Here is a 16,064-nt window from a genome sequence, read left to right as displayed (position 1 = left end):
TGTGTGGCTAGGCTATAGGGGACACACGTCCTTCGAGACGCGGATTTTGCTTGGGAGAGCGCGATGAAATTGTTGGTGGTTGAAGATGAGGCGTTGCTGCGCCATCACTTGCAAACCCGACTGAGCGAAAACGGCCATGTGGTCGAGGCCGTCGCCAATGCCGAAGAGGCGTTGTATCAGAGCGAACAGTTCAACCATGACTTGGCCATGATTGATCTGGGTTTGCCGGGAATGAGCGGGCTGGAACTGATTCGTCAGTTGCGCGCGCGGGGCAAGACGTTTCCGATCCTGATTCTGACGGCTCGTGGCAACTGGCAGGACAAGGTCGAAGGGCTGGCTGCCGGCGCCGACGATTATGTGGTCAAGCCGTTTCAGTTCGAAGAGCTGGAGGCGCGGCTCAATGCGTTGCTGCGCCGTTCCTGTGGTTTTACCCAGTCGACGATCGTGGCGGGAGCACTGGTGCTGGACATCAATCGCAAGCAAGCGCTGCTCGATGATGAGCCGCTGGCGTTGACAGCGTATGAGTACCGTATTCTTGAGTACCTGATGCGCCATCACCAGCAAGTGGTTGCCAAGGACCGCTTGATGGAACAGTTGTACCCGGATGACGAGGAGCGTGATCCGAATGTGATCGAGGTGCTGGTAGGGCGCCTGCGTCGCAAGCTTGAGGGGGCAAATGGCTTTAAACCGATCGATACCGTGCGTGGGCTGGGTTACCTGTTCACTGAGCGCTGTCGATGATTCGTTCGCTTCGCGTTCGATTGATGTTAGCGGCCACGTTGTTGGCCGTGCTGTTTATGCTGGCGCTGTTACCGGCCATGCAGGGGGCGTTCAGTCTGGCCCTCAAGGACGCCATCGAGCAGCGCCTGGCGTCTGATGTCACCACGTTGATTTCGGCGGCCAAGGTCGAAAAAAACCATCTCAAAATGCCCGTCCTGTTACCGGACGAGCAGTTTGACCTGCCGGACAGTCGCGTTCTCGGCTATGTCTTTGACCGCGAGGGCCATCTGGTGTGGCGCTCGCGGGCTACGCAAGAAGAAACCATTAACTACAAACCGCGCTATGACGGGCGTGGCAACGAATTTGCGAGTATTCGCGAAGACAACGGCGAAGAGTTTTTTGTCTACGACGTCGAGGTGAAGTTGCTCGGCGGCAAGAATGCGGCCTTCAGCTTTGTTGCCTTGCAACCGATGCGTGAATACAACCTGACGTTGGCAGGCTTGCGCGAAAACCTTTACCTGGGGTTTGGCGCGGCGTTGATTGTGCTGCTGGCATTGCTATGGATTGGTCTGACGTGGGGGTTACGCGCCTTGCGACGTTTGAGTCAGGAACTGGATGAAATTGAAACCGGCGAGCGGGAAAGCCTCAGCGAGCAGCACCCTCGGGAGTTGCTGCGTCTGACCGGCTCGTTGAACCGTTTGCTGCAAAGCGAGCGCGAGCAGCGTACGCGTTATCGCGATTCACTTGATGACCTGGCCCACAGCCTGAAAACCCCCTTGGCGGTGTTGCAGGGTGTGAGTGAAAGCATGGCCCAGCGCCCTGCAGAGCGCGAGCAGGCCTGGGTGCTGCAAAGCCAGATTGAGCGCATGAACCAGCAAATTGGCTATCAGTTGCAGCGTGCCAGTTTGCGCAAAAGCGGCCTGGTCCGCCATCAGGTCGAACTGCTGCCGGTGGTGCGCAGCCTGTGTGACACGCTAGACAAGGTGTACCGGGATAAAGGGGTGAAGGTCAGCTACGACATTCCGGAGTTGAGCCATGTACCGATCGAGCAGAACGCCTTGCTGGAATTGCTCGGCAACCTGTTGGAAAACGCCTACCGGTTGTGTCTGAGTCAGGTACGCATCAGCCTGCATCGCAATGTGCATGGCATTGAGGTCTGCGTTGAAGACGATGGCCCGGGCGTGCCGGCCGATCAACGCGCAAGAATTCTGCAACGCGGGGAGCGCCTGGACCGTCAGCATCCGGGGCAGGGCATTGGCCTGGCAGTGGTCAAGGACATCATCGAAAGCTATGACGCCACCCTGACGCTGGACGACTCGTCACTGGGCGGGGCCGCCTTCCGGATTCACTTCCCGGCGTAGTGAGCGACGAACCCCTCTAGCAGCAGCCTCGTTCCTTCGGCAGCTGCTACAGGAGTCCGTGGGATTCAGGCGGATATCCGCCATCTTGTCCGTCTCAACAGGCCCGATGGGCGGAATCCCGCCAAGTCCTGTCCTTGAAAATCAAACTGAAATTTCCTGCAGGTGCTGGTGCCATGGGCCTTTGAGAGGGTTTTGCCCAATGTGGCCCACGGCTTGCAATAAGTGCGAGAGGTCTGCCGGTAGAGCAGCTCCAACAACAAATCCCTCCAAGAAGGAGGGTTCGCGCTTTGGGTATCGCCAGTCTCAGACGGAATGATGACTGAGTGATGCACTTGAGGAACTTTGCAATGACGACTCGTCAGCCACTGTACAAATCCCTGTATGTGCAAGTGATCTTAGCTATCGCTATCGGCATCTTGTTGGGCCATTTCTACCCTGAAACCGGTGTTGCCCTTAAACCGCTGGGTGATGGTTTTATCAAACTGATCAAGATGGTCATCGCGCCCATTATTTTCTGTACGGTGGTGAGCGGTATTGCCGGCATGCAGAGCATGAAGTCGGTCGGCAAGACCGGTGGCTATGCGTTGCTCTACTTTGAAGTGGTATCGACCATTGCCCTGCTGATTGGCCTGATTGTGGTCAACGTGGTTCAGCCTGGCGCGGGTATGCACATTGACGTGTCGACCCTGGATGCCAGCAAAATTGCCGGTTACGTGTCGGCAGGCGCAGACCAGAGCATCGTAGGCTTTATCCTCAACGTGATCCCGTCGACCATTGTTGGCGCCTTCGCCAATGGCGACATCCTGCAAGTGCTGATGTTCTCGGTGATCTTCGGTTTCGCCCTGCATCGCCTGGGTGCTTACGGCAAACCGGTACTGGACTTCATCGATCGCTTCGCCCACGTGATGTTCAACATCATCAACATGATCATGAAGCTGGCGCCCATTGGTGCACTGGGTGCGATGGCCTTCACCATCGGCGCTTACGGCGTAGGCTCGCTGGTTCAGTTGGGCCAGTTGATGATCTGCTTCTACATCACCTGCGTGTTGTTCGTGCTGATCGTGCTGGGCGGTATTGCCCGCGCTCATGGCTTCAGCGTTTTGAAGCTGATCCGCTACATCCGTGAAGAGCTGCTGATCGTACTGGGTACGTCCTCGTCGGAATCGGCCCTGCCACGCATGCTGGTGAAAATGGAGCGTCTGGGCGCGCAGAAGTCGGTGGTGGGTCTGGTGATCCCGACCGGCTACTCGTTCAACCTCGACGGCACTTCGATCTACCTGACCATGGCTGCTGTGTTTATCGCTCAGGCGACAGACACTCATATGGACATCACACACCAGATCACGCTGCTGCTGGTGTTGTTGCTGTCGTCTAAAGGTGCTGCAGGCGTAACCGGTAGTGGTTTTATCGTACTGGCGGCAACCCTGTCGGCTGTAGGTCACTTGCCGGTTGCTGGTCTGGCGCTGATTCTGGGTATCGACCGCTTCATGTCCGAAGCCCGTGCCCTGACCAACCTGATCGGTAACGCGGTGGCAACCTTGGTTGTGGCCAAGTGGGTGAAAGAGCTGGACACTGACAAGTTGCAAGCAGAGCTGAACTCTGGTGGTCGCCCGCTGGACGACACGCGTCCGCAAGATGACCTGGGTGTGGCTGAAGGCCCGGCCCCGGTGTTGCTCAAGTAAGCTTGAGTGAATAAAAAACCCATCTTCGGATGGGTTTTTTTATGCCTGCCTATTCGACCCGGGTTTGGCCGCTGAAGACCAACGTCTGGCGGCAGCGTCTGCACAGGTAACTGCGCCCCTGGTTGACCAGGGCATGACGCTGGGCCGAGAACGCAAAGTCGCTCTGCGGACAAGGGCAGCGGTAGATGTAGCGCGTGGCGCTACGGCGCTTGATGGCGTAGGTATGGCAGCGATTGGGCGGCAGTTCGTACACCCCGCGCATGATCAACTGCCATTCCTCACCATGGGGTGCGATGCGGTCGCCAAACAGTTGGTGGGCAATCAGGTGGGCGACTTCGTGGGGGACAGTCTGCTTGAGAAAGTCTTCACTGTTTTCGCGGTACAGCTGCGGATTGAAGCGCAGCAGGTTTTCGTGCAGATGGGCGACACCTGCTTTTTGCCCGCGCAGCTTGAAGCTGACGACGGGGCGTTTAAAAGGGCGTTTGAAAAATACTTCGGCCTGTTGGAAGCAGTCTTCTACGCGGGTATTGAGGGACTCGGGCATTCGGTTCGGTTCTCCAGAGCTGGCGATTATGCCGCAAGCGGTGGGGGTTCCGAACCTGTTGGCGCCCAATGGTCTATACCAGCCTGTGGGAGCGAGCCTGCTCGCGAAAGCTCAAGTGCATCAGGCCTTCGCGAGCAGGCTCGCTCCCACAGGTTTTAGGGGGACGTTTAGTTGGTATACACCGGCCCTACGCCCAGCCCCCAGACAATCACGGTAAACGCCATGATCGCCACCAGTACCACCAGGCCGACCGCCAGTACCGAACTTGAAAATAGAAAGCCTTCGTCGGGGTCAATGTTCATGAAGGTCGGCAGCCCCACGTAGAGCAAATACACGGTGTAGCAAATGGCTGCGGTGCCCACCATCATGCCCAGCCACATATGGGGATACAGCGCCGCCAGCCCGCCGATAAACAACGGTGTCGCCGTGTAGGTGGCAAAGGCCACGCAACGCGGCAGGCTGGGTTGTGCATCGTAAGTGCGGGCCATCCAGTGAACAAACGCGCCCATCACACCCACGCCCGCAAGCATTGCGACGTAGGACATCAGAGTCATCCATAACGCGCTGTCTAAGGTGAGCATGACCGGCGCCCGAGCTCCGATCACCCAGCCCACCTGAGTGGTACCAATAAATGCGGAAATGGCCGGGATCGCAGCCAGAATCAATGTATGAGTGAGGTACATATGGCCGATGCTTTCTTCTGCATCGCCACGGATTTCGCGCCACTCTTTATCGGGGTGGGTGAAAAGGCCCACAACGTGATGGATCATGGCTGTCGCTCCTGTATGAGACGCATCGCCCCCAGTGGGACGCGTGCCGGTCGCGCAGCCAATACGTTTCAATGCGGTGGGCGTGCGGCCTTAGATCAAGTATAGGGAACCTGCCGACCCATATAACCGGCCCTTTAGAGCATATTGTGCTGTCAGACGCAGGCTTATCGCATTGACGTCTTTAGGGGGCAAAGGGGTGCGTCGTTTGAGGTTTTTTCGGTAAAATCCCCGACTTTTCGTCTTAACTCGCGGATTTCAAGCGCTATGGGCACTCATTCGGTCTCTCAAATCAAACTCCAGAAACGCCTGCGTCGCTTGACCGGTGAGGCTGTGGCCGACTTCAAAATGATTGAACACGGCGATAAGGTGATGGTTTGCCTGTCGGGTGGCAAAGACAGCTACACCTTGCTCGATGTGCTGCTGCACCTGCAAAAAGTCGCGCCCATCCAGTTCGAAATCGTGGCCGTGAACATGGACCAGAAGCAGCCGGGCTTCCCCGAAGACGTACTCCCGACCTACCTCAAGTCATTGGGCGTGGAGTACCACATCGTTGAAAAAGATACCTACTCGCTGGTCAAGGAACTGATCCCCGAAGGCAAGACCACCTGTTCACTGTGTTCGCGCTTGCGCCGGGGCACCTTGTACACCTTTGCCGACAAGATCGGCGCGACCAAGATGGCCTTGGGGCATCATCGCGATGACATCGTTGAAACCTTCTTTCTCAACATGTTCTTCAACGGAACCCTCAAGGCGATGCCGCCCAAGCTGCGCTCCGATGACGGGCGCAATGTGGTGATCCGGCCTCTGGCGTACTGCAACGAGAAGGACATTCAGGCCTACTCGGACCTGCGGCAGTTCCCGATCATTCCATGCAACCTGTGTGGCTCGCAGGAGAACCTGCAGCGCCAGGTCGTCAAGGACATGCTTCAGGACTGGGACCGCAAGACGCCAGGGCGCACCGAGAGTATCTTTCGCAGTTTGCAGAACGTTATCCCGTCGCAATTGGCGGACCGTAACCTGTATGACTTTGCCAGCCTGAAGATCGACGACACTGCTGCGTCGCGGTTCGTTAACCTGCTTAACCTGTAAATTGCCGAGAGGAGAGGGCATGCGCGACTACAAATGGCTGCACGAATATTGTTTGAACCGTTTTGGTTCGTCAGCCGCACTGGAAGCTCAATTGCCCGTCCCGAGAAGCCCGGAACAATTGCGCCGGATCAGCGATGATCGCTACCTTTCGACCCTGGCTCTGCGTGTTTTTCGTGCCGGGCTCAAGCACAGCGTGGTGGATGCCAAGTGGCCGGTGTTTGAGGAAGTGTTCTTCGGATTTGAACCGGAGAAAGTGGTGCTGATGGGCGCCGAGCATCTGGAGCGGCTGATGCAGGATGCGCGGATCATTCGCCATCTGGGCAAGCTTAAAAGCGTACCGCGCAATGCGCAGATGGTGCTCGATATCGCTCACGAACACGGCAGTTTTGGCGCGTTTATCGCGGATTGGCCGGTGACCGATATCGTCGGGTTGTGGAAATACCTGGCCAAGCACGGGCATCAGTTGGGCGGATTATCGGCTCCACGCTTTTTACGTATGGTCGGCAAGGACACCTTTGTGCCCAGCGATGACGTGGTAGCTGCTTTGAACGCGCAAAAGCTGGTGGACAAAGCACCTACCAGCCTGCGGGACCTGGCGATTGTGCAAAACGCATTTAACCAGTGGCACGCCGAAAGTGGCCGGCCGATGTGCCAGCTGTCACAGATGCTGGCGTTTACGGTGAATCATTAAGCAGGTTTTGCGAGCGGCATAAAACCTGTGGGAGCGAGGCTTGCCCGCTCCCACACGCTCTTACGCGCCTTCACCCGCCAATCGCCGATCCAGCTGGTAACGCCAGCGCACAAACAGCATGGCGCTGATGAATACGGCCACACTGGCGGCGATTTCCAGCAGGCCGAACACTTGGCGATTCGGATCGAACGCTGCCAATGCCCCCTTGATCAAGTACAGGTTGACCACGTAGCAGGTGAACGAGTGCCCGCGCGGGCTGCCTTTGAGCATTCCTGGGACCAGAAACATCAACGGCACCAGCTCGATCAGCAGAATCACCCACGGGCGTGCGCCATGCAGGTCAGCAAAGATCAGGTAGTAAACGCACAGCAGGCCGATCAGGCCAAAAAAACACACCAGGCTCAGTACGCGCATCAGCCGCACCCGCGGCTCCAGCCATTCGATGGGAGGCAGCACTTTTGGCTTTTTAGCCACGGGTAGTCTCCAGTTTCAGGGCGATGGTGGCCAAGCGTTGACCCAAGGCCCGGCACAGGGTGACTTCGTGTTCGTCCAGCCCGCGCTTGCCGTCGGCGCCCGCGTGATGGCTCGGGCCATACGGAGTTCCGCCGGCCGTGGTGTGCAGCAAGGACGACTCGCTGTAAGGCAGGCCGGTGACCAGCATGCCGTGGTGCATCAGCGGCAAGAGCATCGACAGCAGAGTGCTTTCCTGGCCACCGTGCAGGCTGGCGGTTGATGTGAAAACACCAGCCGGTTTGCCGACCAGTGCGCCCGTCAGCCAGAGATTGCTGGTGCCATCCAGAAAATATTTCAGCGCAGCAGCCATGTTGCCGAAGCGGGTAGGGCTGCCCAGGGCCAGACCCGAGCAGTTTTTCAGGTCGTCGAGGCTGGCGTAAAGGGCGCCTTCTTCCGGAATGCCGGGGGCCACGGCTTCGCACTCGGTGGAGATGGCGGGCACCGTACGCAAGCGTGCCTCAAGGCCGCCTTGCTCGATGCCGCGGGCGATTTGCCGGGCCATCTCGCTGGTCGAACCATTACGGCTGTAATAAAGAACCAGAATATAGGGCGCGCTCACGGCAGGATCTCCAGGACTTTTTCAGGTGGACGGCCAATCACCGCTTTGTTGCCCACGACCAGGATCGGCCGTTCGATCAGCTTGGGATGCGCAGCCATCGCGTCGATCAGTTGCGCCTCGCTGAGGCTTGCATCCGCCAGGTTGAGGGCCTTGAACTCGTCTTCGCCGGTGCGCAACAGTTGGCGTGCGCTGATCTTCAGCTTGGCCAGCAGGTCGCGCAGTTGGGAGGCGTCCAGGGGCGTGTCGAGGTAGCGTACTACGGTGGGAGTCAGGCCCCGGGCTTCGAGGAGTTCGAGCGCACCGCGGGATTTCGAGCAGCGCGGGTTGTGATAAAGCGTCAGATCGGTCATGTGCGGGTCGCATCTTGCGTAAGGTGGCGGCTATTCTACCCGCCTGACGGGCGCGCCTGAACCGTATGCGGTAAATGGCCGCTCGCTGATGGCTTTTTGTATGTATTCACCAAGAAGGATCAACACATGTTAAAGCGACTCATGGCAGTAGCTGCCGTCTCTGCCACGTTATTGTTGGCCGGCTGCGGAAATGATTATGGGGTCGATCAGCACGGACAGAAGATCGCATCGGAGCGTCTGGACAAACAATGGAAGGTCATCAATTACTGGGCTGAATGGTGCGGGCCATGCCGGATCGAGATTCCTGAACTCAACTCCCTGGAAAAACAGCTGCAGGGGCAGTCCGTGGGGGTGTTCGGGGTCAACTTCGATGGTCTGCAGGGCAAGGAACTGAGCGAAGCGAGTACCGCGCTGGGCATCACGTTTACCGTGCTGGCGCAGGATCCGGCTGAAGTCTTCGATCTGCCACGTAGCGAGGCATTGCCAGTGACCTACATCATCGATGACAAAGGCAAGGTGCGTGCGACGTTGATGGGCGAGCAGACGGCGGCCGGCGTGTTGGCCAAGATCAAGGAATTGCGCGGCTAAGCGAGGCCAGCTTCTGTGGGAGCTGGCCTGCCAGCGAAAACATCAGCACGGTGAGTCAGGCAGGCCGGGTTGTTTGCATCGCCAGCAGGCTGGCTCCCACAGGTTTTTAGTCCTATTCAGGCCACAGCCGTAGCGGCTTGCCTTCAGCTGGCCAGAACCGCACTTGTTCAATCGGCGAGATGTCCCAGCTCTGTACGGTTTGCAGGGCCTCGAAGAATCGGTGCTCCTGCTCCATCAGTGCCGGGGCACAGGCTTTGCGGGTGCTGCCCACGCCACCAAAGGTCAGCGTGTTGCCGTCCAGGGTGTACGGCGCGAACCAGTGATTACAACCGCCACTGCCATAGGCCCGGCCAGCATCGTCCAGGGTCACGGTCAGGTGGCTGTTGTCGATCAGCGGCCGTTCGCCGATCCACTCCAGTACATAGGTGTGGTTCTGCTGCAACTTGACCGGATCACCTGCGCAGCCGACCAGGCTTGCGCCGAGCAAGGCGAGCAGGGTCAGGTGTTTCATGGCGCAACCTTTTGGCATTGAGGGCACACGTGTTTGCTGCCTTCAGTGCTCCAGCCCAGCTCTGCGATACGTGCCGAGGCTGCAGGTTTTTGCGCCTTGGTGCCGAGTTTGGCGTCGACCGCGAACTCGAACTTCAACTCTTTGGCGCATGTGTCGCAGTTGACCTGCCATTCATGAATCGCCAGCTCGCCGAAAACCGGCCCTTTGGTGACGGCAACCCACTGGCCGCGCGGATTGATCAGGTGACGGACCTTGTCGACGGTCAGGCGCATGGACAAGTCCTTGCTGCCTTTGAGGGTCACAATCAGTACGTCGCCGGTTTGAATCGAGCCACCGTTGCCGGTGACCTGATACAGACCTGGCGCCAGGGCGCGGCATTCAATCAGGGTGTGCTGCGGGTTAAGCAGGCTGTAGCGAAAATCGTGTTCGACCATGGGTCCTCCAAATAAGTCGCTATGCTAGCACGCAGGCATCAAAGCCCAAGATCAACCTTCGATCAGGTTTTGCGGTGTACCGTTTTTCCAGGCCGCGATGTTGCTCAATGTCGTGGAGGCAATCGCACTCAGGGCCTCACGGGTCAGAAAGGCCTGATGGGCGGTGATGATCACATTGGGAAAGGTCAGCAGCCGCGCCAGCACATCATCTTGCAGGGGCAGGTCGGAGCGGTCTTCGAAGAACAGTTGGGCCTCCTCCTCATAGACATCCAGCCCCAGGTAACCCAACTGGCCATTTTTCAGCGCTTCGATCAGCGCCGGCGTATCGACCAATGCGCCGCGTCCGGTGTTGATCAGCATGGCGCCATGTTTGAGGGTGGCCAGGCTGGTGCTGTTGATCAGGTGTTTGTTGTCTGAAGTCAGCGGGCAGTGCAGGGAAATGATGTGCGACTCGGCCAGCAGTTCGGGCAGGCTTACATACTTCGCGCCCAGAGCCAGCAGCTCGGCGTTTGGGTACGGGTCAAAGCACAGCAGCTTGCAGCCGAAACCGGCCATGATTTTGCCGAACGTAGCGCCGATCTGACCGGTGCCGACCACGCCCACGGTTTTTCCCACCAGATCGAAGCCGGTCAGCCCGTGCAGGGTGAAGTCGCCTTCGCGGGTGCGGTTGTAGGCCCGGTGCAAGCGCCGGTTAAGCGCCAGGATCAAGGCCACGGCATGTTCGGCCACGGCGTGCGGGGAGTAGGCTGGTACGCGCACCACGCTCAAGCCCAAGCGTTTGGCAGCCGGCAGATCAACGTGGTTATAGCCGGCCGAGCGCAGGGCAATAAGCCGCGTGCGGCCTGCGGCCAGTTGCTCCAGCACCGGGGCGCTCAGGTCGTCATTGATAAACGGGCAGACCACCTCGTAGTCATGGGCCAGCGCTGCAGTGTCGAGGGTCAGGCGCGCCGGCTGGAAGTGCAGTTCATTGCCGTCAGGTTGCTCGGCTGCGGTGAAACTGTCGCTGTCGTAGGTCTGGCTGCTGAAAAGAATCGTGCGCATGGGTCTTCCTTGGTGGGTGGGCCTGAACTGTGTAGCTCGTCAGCGGCTACAGCTTCTCGGTTTTATGCGCGACTGCGCGCCTCTTTGGCCAGGCGGATGATGGCCCTGTCCAGTTCTTCGAGGGCAGCGCCGGCATTGGGACTTGTTTGCTTGAGCAGGGTTTCGCTGCGCTGGCAGGCGGCTCGCAATTGCGGAACACCGCAGTAGCGCGTGGCACCGTGCAAACGGTGGACCCGTTCGATCAGCGCATTGTTGTCCTTGGCGGTGCGGGCCTGCTGGATGGCCTCGCGGTCAGCTTCCAGTGAGGCCAGCAACATGGCCAGCATGTCGATGGCCAGGTCAGCTTTGCCGGCCGCCAGCCGCAGGCCTTCCTCGTGATCGAGTACCGGTAACTGGGCGTTGTGGCGGATGGGTTCGTGGTGGTTGTCGCTGATTTGATTGCGCAAGGCCAGCCCTGTCCATTTCAACACCACCTGCGCCAATTGACGCTCGCTGATGGGCTTGGTCAGGTAATCGTCCATGCCGCTTTGCAGCAGGGCACGTTTTTCGTTGGCCATTGCGTGGGCTGTCAGCGCGACAATCGGCAGCGGCGTGCAGTGGCGCTCGCTTTCCCATTGGCGCAGGACTTCGGTGGTTTCCCGTCCGTCCATGCCGGGCATCTGCACATCCATCAGCACCAGATCAAAGTCTTCGGTCTTGACCGCTTCGATGGCGGCATAGCCGCTGTCCACGGCAGTCACTTTGGCGCCCATGCCTTCGAGCAGGGTTTGCACCAGCAACAGATTGGCCGGGTTGTCATCGACACACAGCAGTCTCGGTGCGCGACTGGCCAGTGGCTCACCGGGCTCGGCACGGGGTTGCTTCGGGCTGATCAGGTCGGCCAGGGCACGGCGCAGTTTACGGGTACAGGCGGGTTTGGCCTGAAGCTGGCCGTGGGGGTTAGTCACCACGGTATTAAACAGCCCCTGCTCGGTGGTCGGGCACAGCACCAGCACTTTGCAACCCATGTGTTCCAGGTCCCAGATGTGCTGGTTAAGACGCTCGGGCGGCGTGTCATTGGCCGTGACCCCGAGTACCGCCAGATCTATAGCCTGCGAAGTCTGATGGGCGCCGGTCACGCAATTGGTGAGATTTTCAAGGGTGGTACACGGCGTGACTTCCAGGCCGCAGTCTTCCAGTTGATGGTGCAGGGCCTGACGAGCCAGGTCATGCTTCTCCAGGATCGCCACGCGCCGGCCCAGCAATGGCGCAGAGGGCAGGTCCTCGACGTCATCGCGGGCCTTGGGCAGTTTGACGCTGATCCAGAACACCGAGCCTTCGCCGGGGGTGCTTTCTACGCCGATTTCGCCACCCATTTGCTCTACCAGTCGCTTGGAAATCACCAGCCCAAGCCCGGTGCCGCCAGGTTGGCGCGACAGTGAGTTGTCAGCCTGGCTGAAGGCCTGGAACAGCGCCCGGATATCCTGGGCGGTCAGGCCTATGCCGGTGTCCTGCACGCTGATGCGCAGTTGTACGCTGCCATCGGTTTCGTTTTCGTCCTGGTCTTCAAGCATGGCGCGCACGGCAATGGTGCCTTCGCGAGTGAACTTGATGGCGTTGTTGACCAGGTTGGTGAGGATTTGCTTGAGTCGCAGCGGGTCGCCAATCAGCGACAGCGGTGTGTCTCGGTACACCAGACTGACCAGCTCCAGTCCTTTGTCATGGGCCGAGGGCCCTAGGATGGTCAGGGTGTCTTGCAACAAATCGCGCAGATTGAACGGGATAGTGTCGAGTACCAGCTTGCCGGCTTCGATTTTCGAAAAGTCGAGAATCTCATTGATGATTCCGAGCAAGTTGTCGGCTGATTTTTCGATGGTGTTCAGGTAGTCGAACTGACGTGGGGTCAGCTCGCTTTTCTGAAGCAAGTGGGTAAAACCAAGAATGCCATTGAGCGGGGTGCGGATCTCGTGGCTCATATTGGCCAGAAACTCTGACTTTATCCGGCTGGCTTCCAGGGCTTCCTTGCGGGCCAGGTCGAGCTCCAGGTTCTGGATCTCAATGGTTTCGAGGTTTTGGCGCACATCTTCAGTGGCTTGGTCGACGCTGTGTTGCAGTTCTTCCTGGGCATTGTGCAGGGTTTCGGCCATGCGGTTGATGCCCGAGGCCAGCTCGTCCAGCTCGTGGCTACCCAATGGCGGCAAACGGGTTTCAAGGTGCCCGTCCTTGAGCTGCGCCACGGCTTGCTTGATTTGGCCCAACGGGGCATTGATCGTTCGGCTCATGCGCAGTGCCAGCAAGGTGGTCAGCACCAGTCCGGTCACTATCAGCAGCAAACTGGCAAACAGGTTGCGGTAGCTGCGCAGCAGCATGCCGTTGTGGGAGAGCTCGAGCTCGACCCAGCCCAGCAGGCGGTGGGCCTCGTTGGGGATCACGTCACCGGCCAGATTGCGATGGCGGCCAAACACCGGCAGTAAATAGCGGGTGGCGTCGTTATCCGTCCGTTGCTGCAGTTGGGTGCTGCTGCCCAGAGGGGCCTGATTGAGCATGATCGGCCCGGCATGGGCGAGGGGTTCGTGGTTGGCGTTGAGGAACGCAACGGCCCGTACATCCTGTTGCTCAAGGGATTCGGTGGCGATACGTGCCAGGAGTGCGGTGTCATGCCGGCCCATGGCAGGGGCCACCAGAGGGGCAAGTTGTTCGGCGATCATTTCTCCGCGCTGTAACAACTGCGATTGCAGCTCTGATTGCTGCAGCCAGGTGAAGTAGCCGCCCAGTACGGTTGCCATCAAGCTGACGGGCAATAACGTAAGCAGCAATACGCGGCCTTTGATACCGAGGTTTTTAAGCACGCAACTCTCCAGCCCTGCATTCTTTTTAAGAGTGACCTGTGCATCCCGCTCAGGCCAGAACGCAGTGTAGCCACATGGTGCCTGGCAAATCTTTGAAAATTTGCCCTCAATTCCGATTGTCGGACCCGCTATAAAGCCCATGCCGGTTGCCCGTAGTGGCTCAATCTTGAATAATCGCCGATTGAGAATTACTTGCAGACGTTAATGAATCCCGTAGCTGTTAGCCCTTCGCGCCTTCTGACCATTGAAGACGATCCCATTCTGGGCGCCTATCTGCACGAGCAGTTGCTGCGCTGCGGGTTTGACGTTATCTGGTGTCAGAACGGCCAGGAGGGGTTGGCCCGTGCCCGGCAAGAGCACTTTGATGTGGTGCTGATGGACATCCTGCTGCCCGGTATGAATGGTTTGCAGGTGCTCACGCAATTGCGCCAGACCCACGCCTTGCCGGTGATCCTGATGTCCGCCCTGGGCGCTGAGGCTGACCGTATCAGCGGGTTTCAGCTGGGGGCAGACGACTACTTGCCCAAGCCGTTCAGCATGGCCGAGCTGCGGGTACGGATCCAGGCCATCTTGCGCCGCGTCGCCCTGGACCGTATGCCTGAAACCCGCCTGACACAGGATCCGCCACCGGCCGAGAGCGGCTTGCTGTTCGACGAAGACACCTGCGACGTACGCCACGGCGAGCAGTGGGCCGGGTTAACCCGCAGCGAGTTCCGTTTGCTCGATACCTTGCAGCGCAATGCCGACGAGGTCTTGAGCAAGGCATTTCTCTATCAACAAGTGCTGCAGCGCGGTTATGCGGCCCATGACCGAAGCCTGGACATGCACATCAGCCAGATCCGGCGAAAACTCAAAACGGTCGGCTACCATCAGCGCGAAGTGCGCACGGTGTGGGGCAAGGGTTATGTCTTGAGCGCCAGCGATGCCTTGTAAAGTGCCGGGCAAGAACTCTGTCTTCTGGAAGCTGGCCTGTTTGCTGGTGGTGTTCTGTTTGCTGATGATCTGGCTCAGTTGGTCTTGGGGCCGCTACATGGACAAGCGCACCGGCTTTCTTTCCGAACAGGCCCACAACACGCTGGTGCGCTACGCCGGTGAGGCCGAGCGCGCCTGGGAGACCGCCCAGCAAACCGGTGTCGACCAGTGGCTGCAGACGATGGGCAGCAGGGAGCCCGGCTGGGTCGGGGTTATTGGTCAGGATTTGCAATCGCTGAGCAGCTATCCGCTCAATGACCACGAAGCTCAGCGCCTGACCTTTTTACGCGGCCTTGACTGGCCGATCAGCCATGTCAAGACGGCACGCCCGTGGATCAAGGTGCCCTTTCCCAAGGACCCTTCAGCGGGCAGCCTGGTGATCGAGTTGCCGCAACGCTTTATGCCGGGCCGCTCCCAGGTGATCTGGCGCATTGTCACCAACGGCGTGATTCCGGGTTTGTTGACGTTGTTGCTGTGCGTGGGCCTTTACCGCGTGCTGATCGTGCCGCTGAATCATTTGCGTGAGCAGGCCAACGCATGGCGTGCAGATCAGTTGGGTGCCCGGCTGTCTAGCCAGACCACGGCGCGTCAGGATGAGCTGGGTGAACTGGCCCGCGCCTTCGATCAAATGTCCGAGCGCCTGCAAAGCACCGTCTCGCAACAGCAGCAGTTGCTCCGGGACTTGTCCCATGAACTGCGTACGCCCTTGAGCCGCTTGCGGGTGGCGTGTGAGAGCGAGCAGGGGGTTGAGGCCTTGCGCGAGCGCTTGAGCCGAGAAGTCGACGGCATGCAGCGGCTGGTTGAAGACACCCTGCAACTGGCCTGGCTGGATGCCGAGCGCGGGCCCTTGCCGGTGGAAGATATTCAGGTTCAAGCGTTGTGGGAGATGTTGACTGAAAACGCCCGCTTTGAAAGCGGCTGGCCACAATCGCGGTTGCCCTGCCTTGTGGATGAACACTGTCGGGTGCGCGGGCACCTCAACAGCCTGGCCCAGGCCCTGGAAAACATCCTGCGTAATGCCATTCGGCATTCACCGATTGACGGTATTGTCAGCTTGAGCGGCCAGCGTGAAGGCGACGAATGGCACTTATGGATGGACGATCAGGGCGGCGGCGTGGCGCCTCAAGAGCTGGAACGGATATTCGCGCCTTTTACCCGCCTGGATGGCTCTCGGCCAGGGGACGGCGGTTTCGGTCTGGGCCTGAGCATTGCGCGCAATGCCTTGCGGTTGCAGGGCGGCAGCTTGTGGGCAGAGAATCATGGGGGCGGGTTACGAGTGCATGTTCGTTTACCAGCCAAATAGCTTGCGCTTGCACCACGTAGCAGCTGACGAGCAGCGCGAGGCTGATACGGGTTCGAGTGTGCCTCAAAGCCTGGCTTATAGCCTTTAGCCATAAGCACCGCACTTTGC

At 59.0% G+C, this 16,064-nt stretch carries 17 protein-coding genes; 8 read left to right on the top strand and 9 right to left on the bottom strand.

The window, feature by feature from the left end:
* Window positions 1-63: 63 nt before the first annotated feature.
* The 3 genes from TU76_RS02900 to TU76_RS02890 all read left to right on the top strand — a co-directional run bounded on the left by TU76_RS02900 (window position 64) and on the right by TU76_RS02890 (window position 3,763).
* Window positions 64-741 carry a response regulator gene (locus TU76_RS02900; RefSeq protein ID WP_019827760.1) on the top strand — a complete coding sequence of 226 codons (678 nt, stop codon included), beginning with the start codon at window positions 64-66 and terminating at the stop codon, window positions 739-741.
* Complete coding sequence (locus TU76_RS02895; protein ID WP_019827759.1) at window positions 738-2,081, top strand: ATP-binding protein; 1,344 nt, start codon at window positions 738-740, stop codon at window positions 2,079-2,081. Before TU76_RS02900 ends, TU76_RS02895 begins: the two co-directional genes overlap by 4 nt.
* A 347-nt stretch (window positions 2,082-2,428) precedes the next feature.
* Window positions 2,429-3,763 (top strand): dicarboxylate/amino acid:cation symporter, encoded by a 1,335-nt coding sequence (locus TU76_RS02890; protein WP_019827758.1) that lies wholly within the window; start codon window positions 2,429-2,431, stop codon window positions 3,761-3,763.
* A 49-nt stretch (window positions 3,764-3,812) separates the two neighbouring features.
* Here the strand turns inward: TU76_RS02890 and TU76_RS02885 are convergent, their stop codons facing one another.
* Window positions 3,813-4,307, bottom strand: a complete 495-nt coding sequence (locus tag TU76_RS02885; RefSeq protein WP_046808898.1) for a SprT family zinc-dependent metalloprotease — start codon at window positions 4,305-4,307, stop codon at window positions 3,813-3,815.
* 167 nt (window positions 4,308-4,474) lie between these two features.
* Complete coding sequence (locus TU76_RS02880; RefSeq protein WP_019827754.1) at window positions 4,475-5,077, bottom strand: Yip1 family protein; 603 nt, start codon at window positions 5,075-5,077, stop codon at window positions 4,475-4,477.
* 264 nt (window positions 5,078-5,341) lie between these two features.
* Between TU76_RS02880 and ttcA the strand changes: the two genes are divergently transcribed.
* Both ttcA and TU76_RS02870 read left to right on the top strand, forming a co-directional pair.
* Entirely contained in the window at window positions 5,342-6,166 is an 825-nt protein-coding gene (gene ttcA / locus TU76_RS02875) for a tRNA 2-thiocytidine(32) synthetase TtcA (RefSeq protein ID WP_019827753.1), read from the top strand.
* A gap of 19 nt (window positions 6,167-6,185) precedes the next feature.
* A complete protein-coding gene (locus TU76_RS02870) occupies window positions 6,186-6,857 on the top strand; it encodes a DNA-3-methyladenine glycosylase I (RefSeq protein ID WP_048351053.1) in 672 nt (223 codons plus the stop codon).
* Window positions 6,858-6,917: 60 nt separating this feature from the next.
* Here the strand turns inward: TU76_RS02870 and TU76_RS02865 are convergent, their stop codons facing one another.
* Genes TU76_RS02865 through arsC form a run of 3 tightly spaced genes read right to left on the bottom strand, consistent with a single transcriptional unit; the run spans window position 6,918 to window position 8,279 of the window.
* Entirely contained in the window at window positions 6,918-7,331 is a 414-nt protein-coding gene (locus tag TU76_RS02865; protein WP_019827750.1) for a DUF2069 domain-containing protein, read from the bottom strand.
* A complete protein-coding gene (gene wrbA / locus TU76_RS02860) occupies window positions 7,324-7,929 on the bottom strand; it encodes an NAD(P)H:quinone oxidoreductase (RefSeq protein ID WP_046808897.1) in 606 nt (201 codons plus the stop codon). Before wrbA ends, TU76_RS02865 begins: the two co-directional genes overlap by 8 nt.
* Window positions 7,926-8,279, bottom strand: coding sequence for an arsenate reductase (glutaredoxin) (gene arsC, locus TU76_RS02855; RefSeq protein WP_019827748.1), 354 nt, complete (start codon window positions 8,277-8,279; stop codon window positions 7,926-7,928). The genes wrbA and arsC overlap by 4 nt, the downstream gene beginning before the upstream one ends.
* 126 nt (window positions 8,280-8,405) lie before the next feature.
* Between arsC and TU76_RS02850 the strand changes: the two genes are divergently transcribed.
* Entirely contained in the window at window positions 8,406-8,867 is a 462-nt protein-coding gene (locus TU76_RS02850) for a TlpA disulfide reductase family protein (protein ID WP_019827747.1), read from the top strand.
* Window positions 8,868-8,979: 112 nt separating this feature from the next.
* Here the strand turns inward: TU76_RS02850 and TU76_RS02845 are convergent, their stop codons facing one another.
* The 4 genes from TU76_RS02845 to TU76_RS02830 all read right to left on the bottom strand — a co-directional run bounded on the left by TU76_RS02845 (window position 8,980) and on the right by TU76_RS02830 (window position 13,681).
* Entirely contained in the window at window positions 8,980-9,378 is a 399-nt protein-coding gene (locus TU76_RS02845; RefSeq protein ID WP_019827745.1) for an META domain-containing protein, read from the bottom strand.
* Window positions 9,375-9,812, bottom strand: coding sequence for a hypothetical protein (locus TU76_RS02840; RefSeq protein WP_019827744.1), 438 nt, complete (start codon window positions 9,810-9,812; stop codon window positions 9,375-9,377). Before TU76_RS02840 ends, TU76_RS02845 begins: the two co-directional genes overlap by 4 nt.
* A 51-nt stretch (window positions 9,813-9,863) precedes the next feature.
* Window positions 9,864-10,853 (bottom strand): 2-hydroxyacid dehydrogenase, encoded by a 990-nt coding sequence (locus TU76_RS02835; protein WP_019827743.1) that lies wholly within the window; start codon window positions 10,851-10,853, stop codon window positions 9,864-9,866.
* A gap of 62 nt (window positions 10,854-10,915) precedes the next feature.
* Window positions 10,916-13,681, bottom strand: coding sequence for a response regulator (locus TU76_RS02830; protein ID WP_019827742.1), 2,766 nt, complete (start codon window positions 13,679-13,681; stop codon window positions 10,916-10,918).
* Window positions 13,682-13,885: 204 nt separating this feature from the next.
* Here TU76_RS02830 and TU76_RS02825 point away from each other — a divergent pair, with 204 nt between their 5' ends.
* Window positions 13,886-14,614, top strand: a complete 729-nt coding sequence (locus tag TU76_RS02825) for a response regulator transcription factor (RefSeq protein WP_019827741.1) — start codon at window positions 13,886-13,888, stop codon at window positions 14,612-14,614.
* On the top strand, window positions 14,604-15,956 hold the full coding sequence (locus TU76_RS02820; RefSeq protein WP_048351052.1) for a sensor histidine kinase: 1,353 nt from the start codon (window positions 14,604-14,606) through the stop codon (window positions 15,954-15,956). Before TU76_RS02825 ends, TU76_RS02820 begins: the two co-directional genes overlap by 11 nt.
* Window positions 15,957-16,064 lie beyond the last annotated feature (108 nt).

The sequence above is a fragment of the Pseudomonas psychrophila genome (genome assembly GCF_001043005.1).
In the GTDB taxonomy this organism is placed as follows: Bacteria; Pseudomonadota; Gammaproteobacteria; order Pseudomonadales; family Pseudomonadaceae; genus Aquipseudomonas; species Aquipseudomonas psychrophila.
Note: the sequence above shows the minus strand (reverse complement) of the source record. Positions and strands in the feature narration are given on the sequence as shown.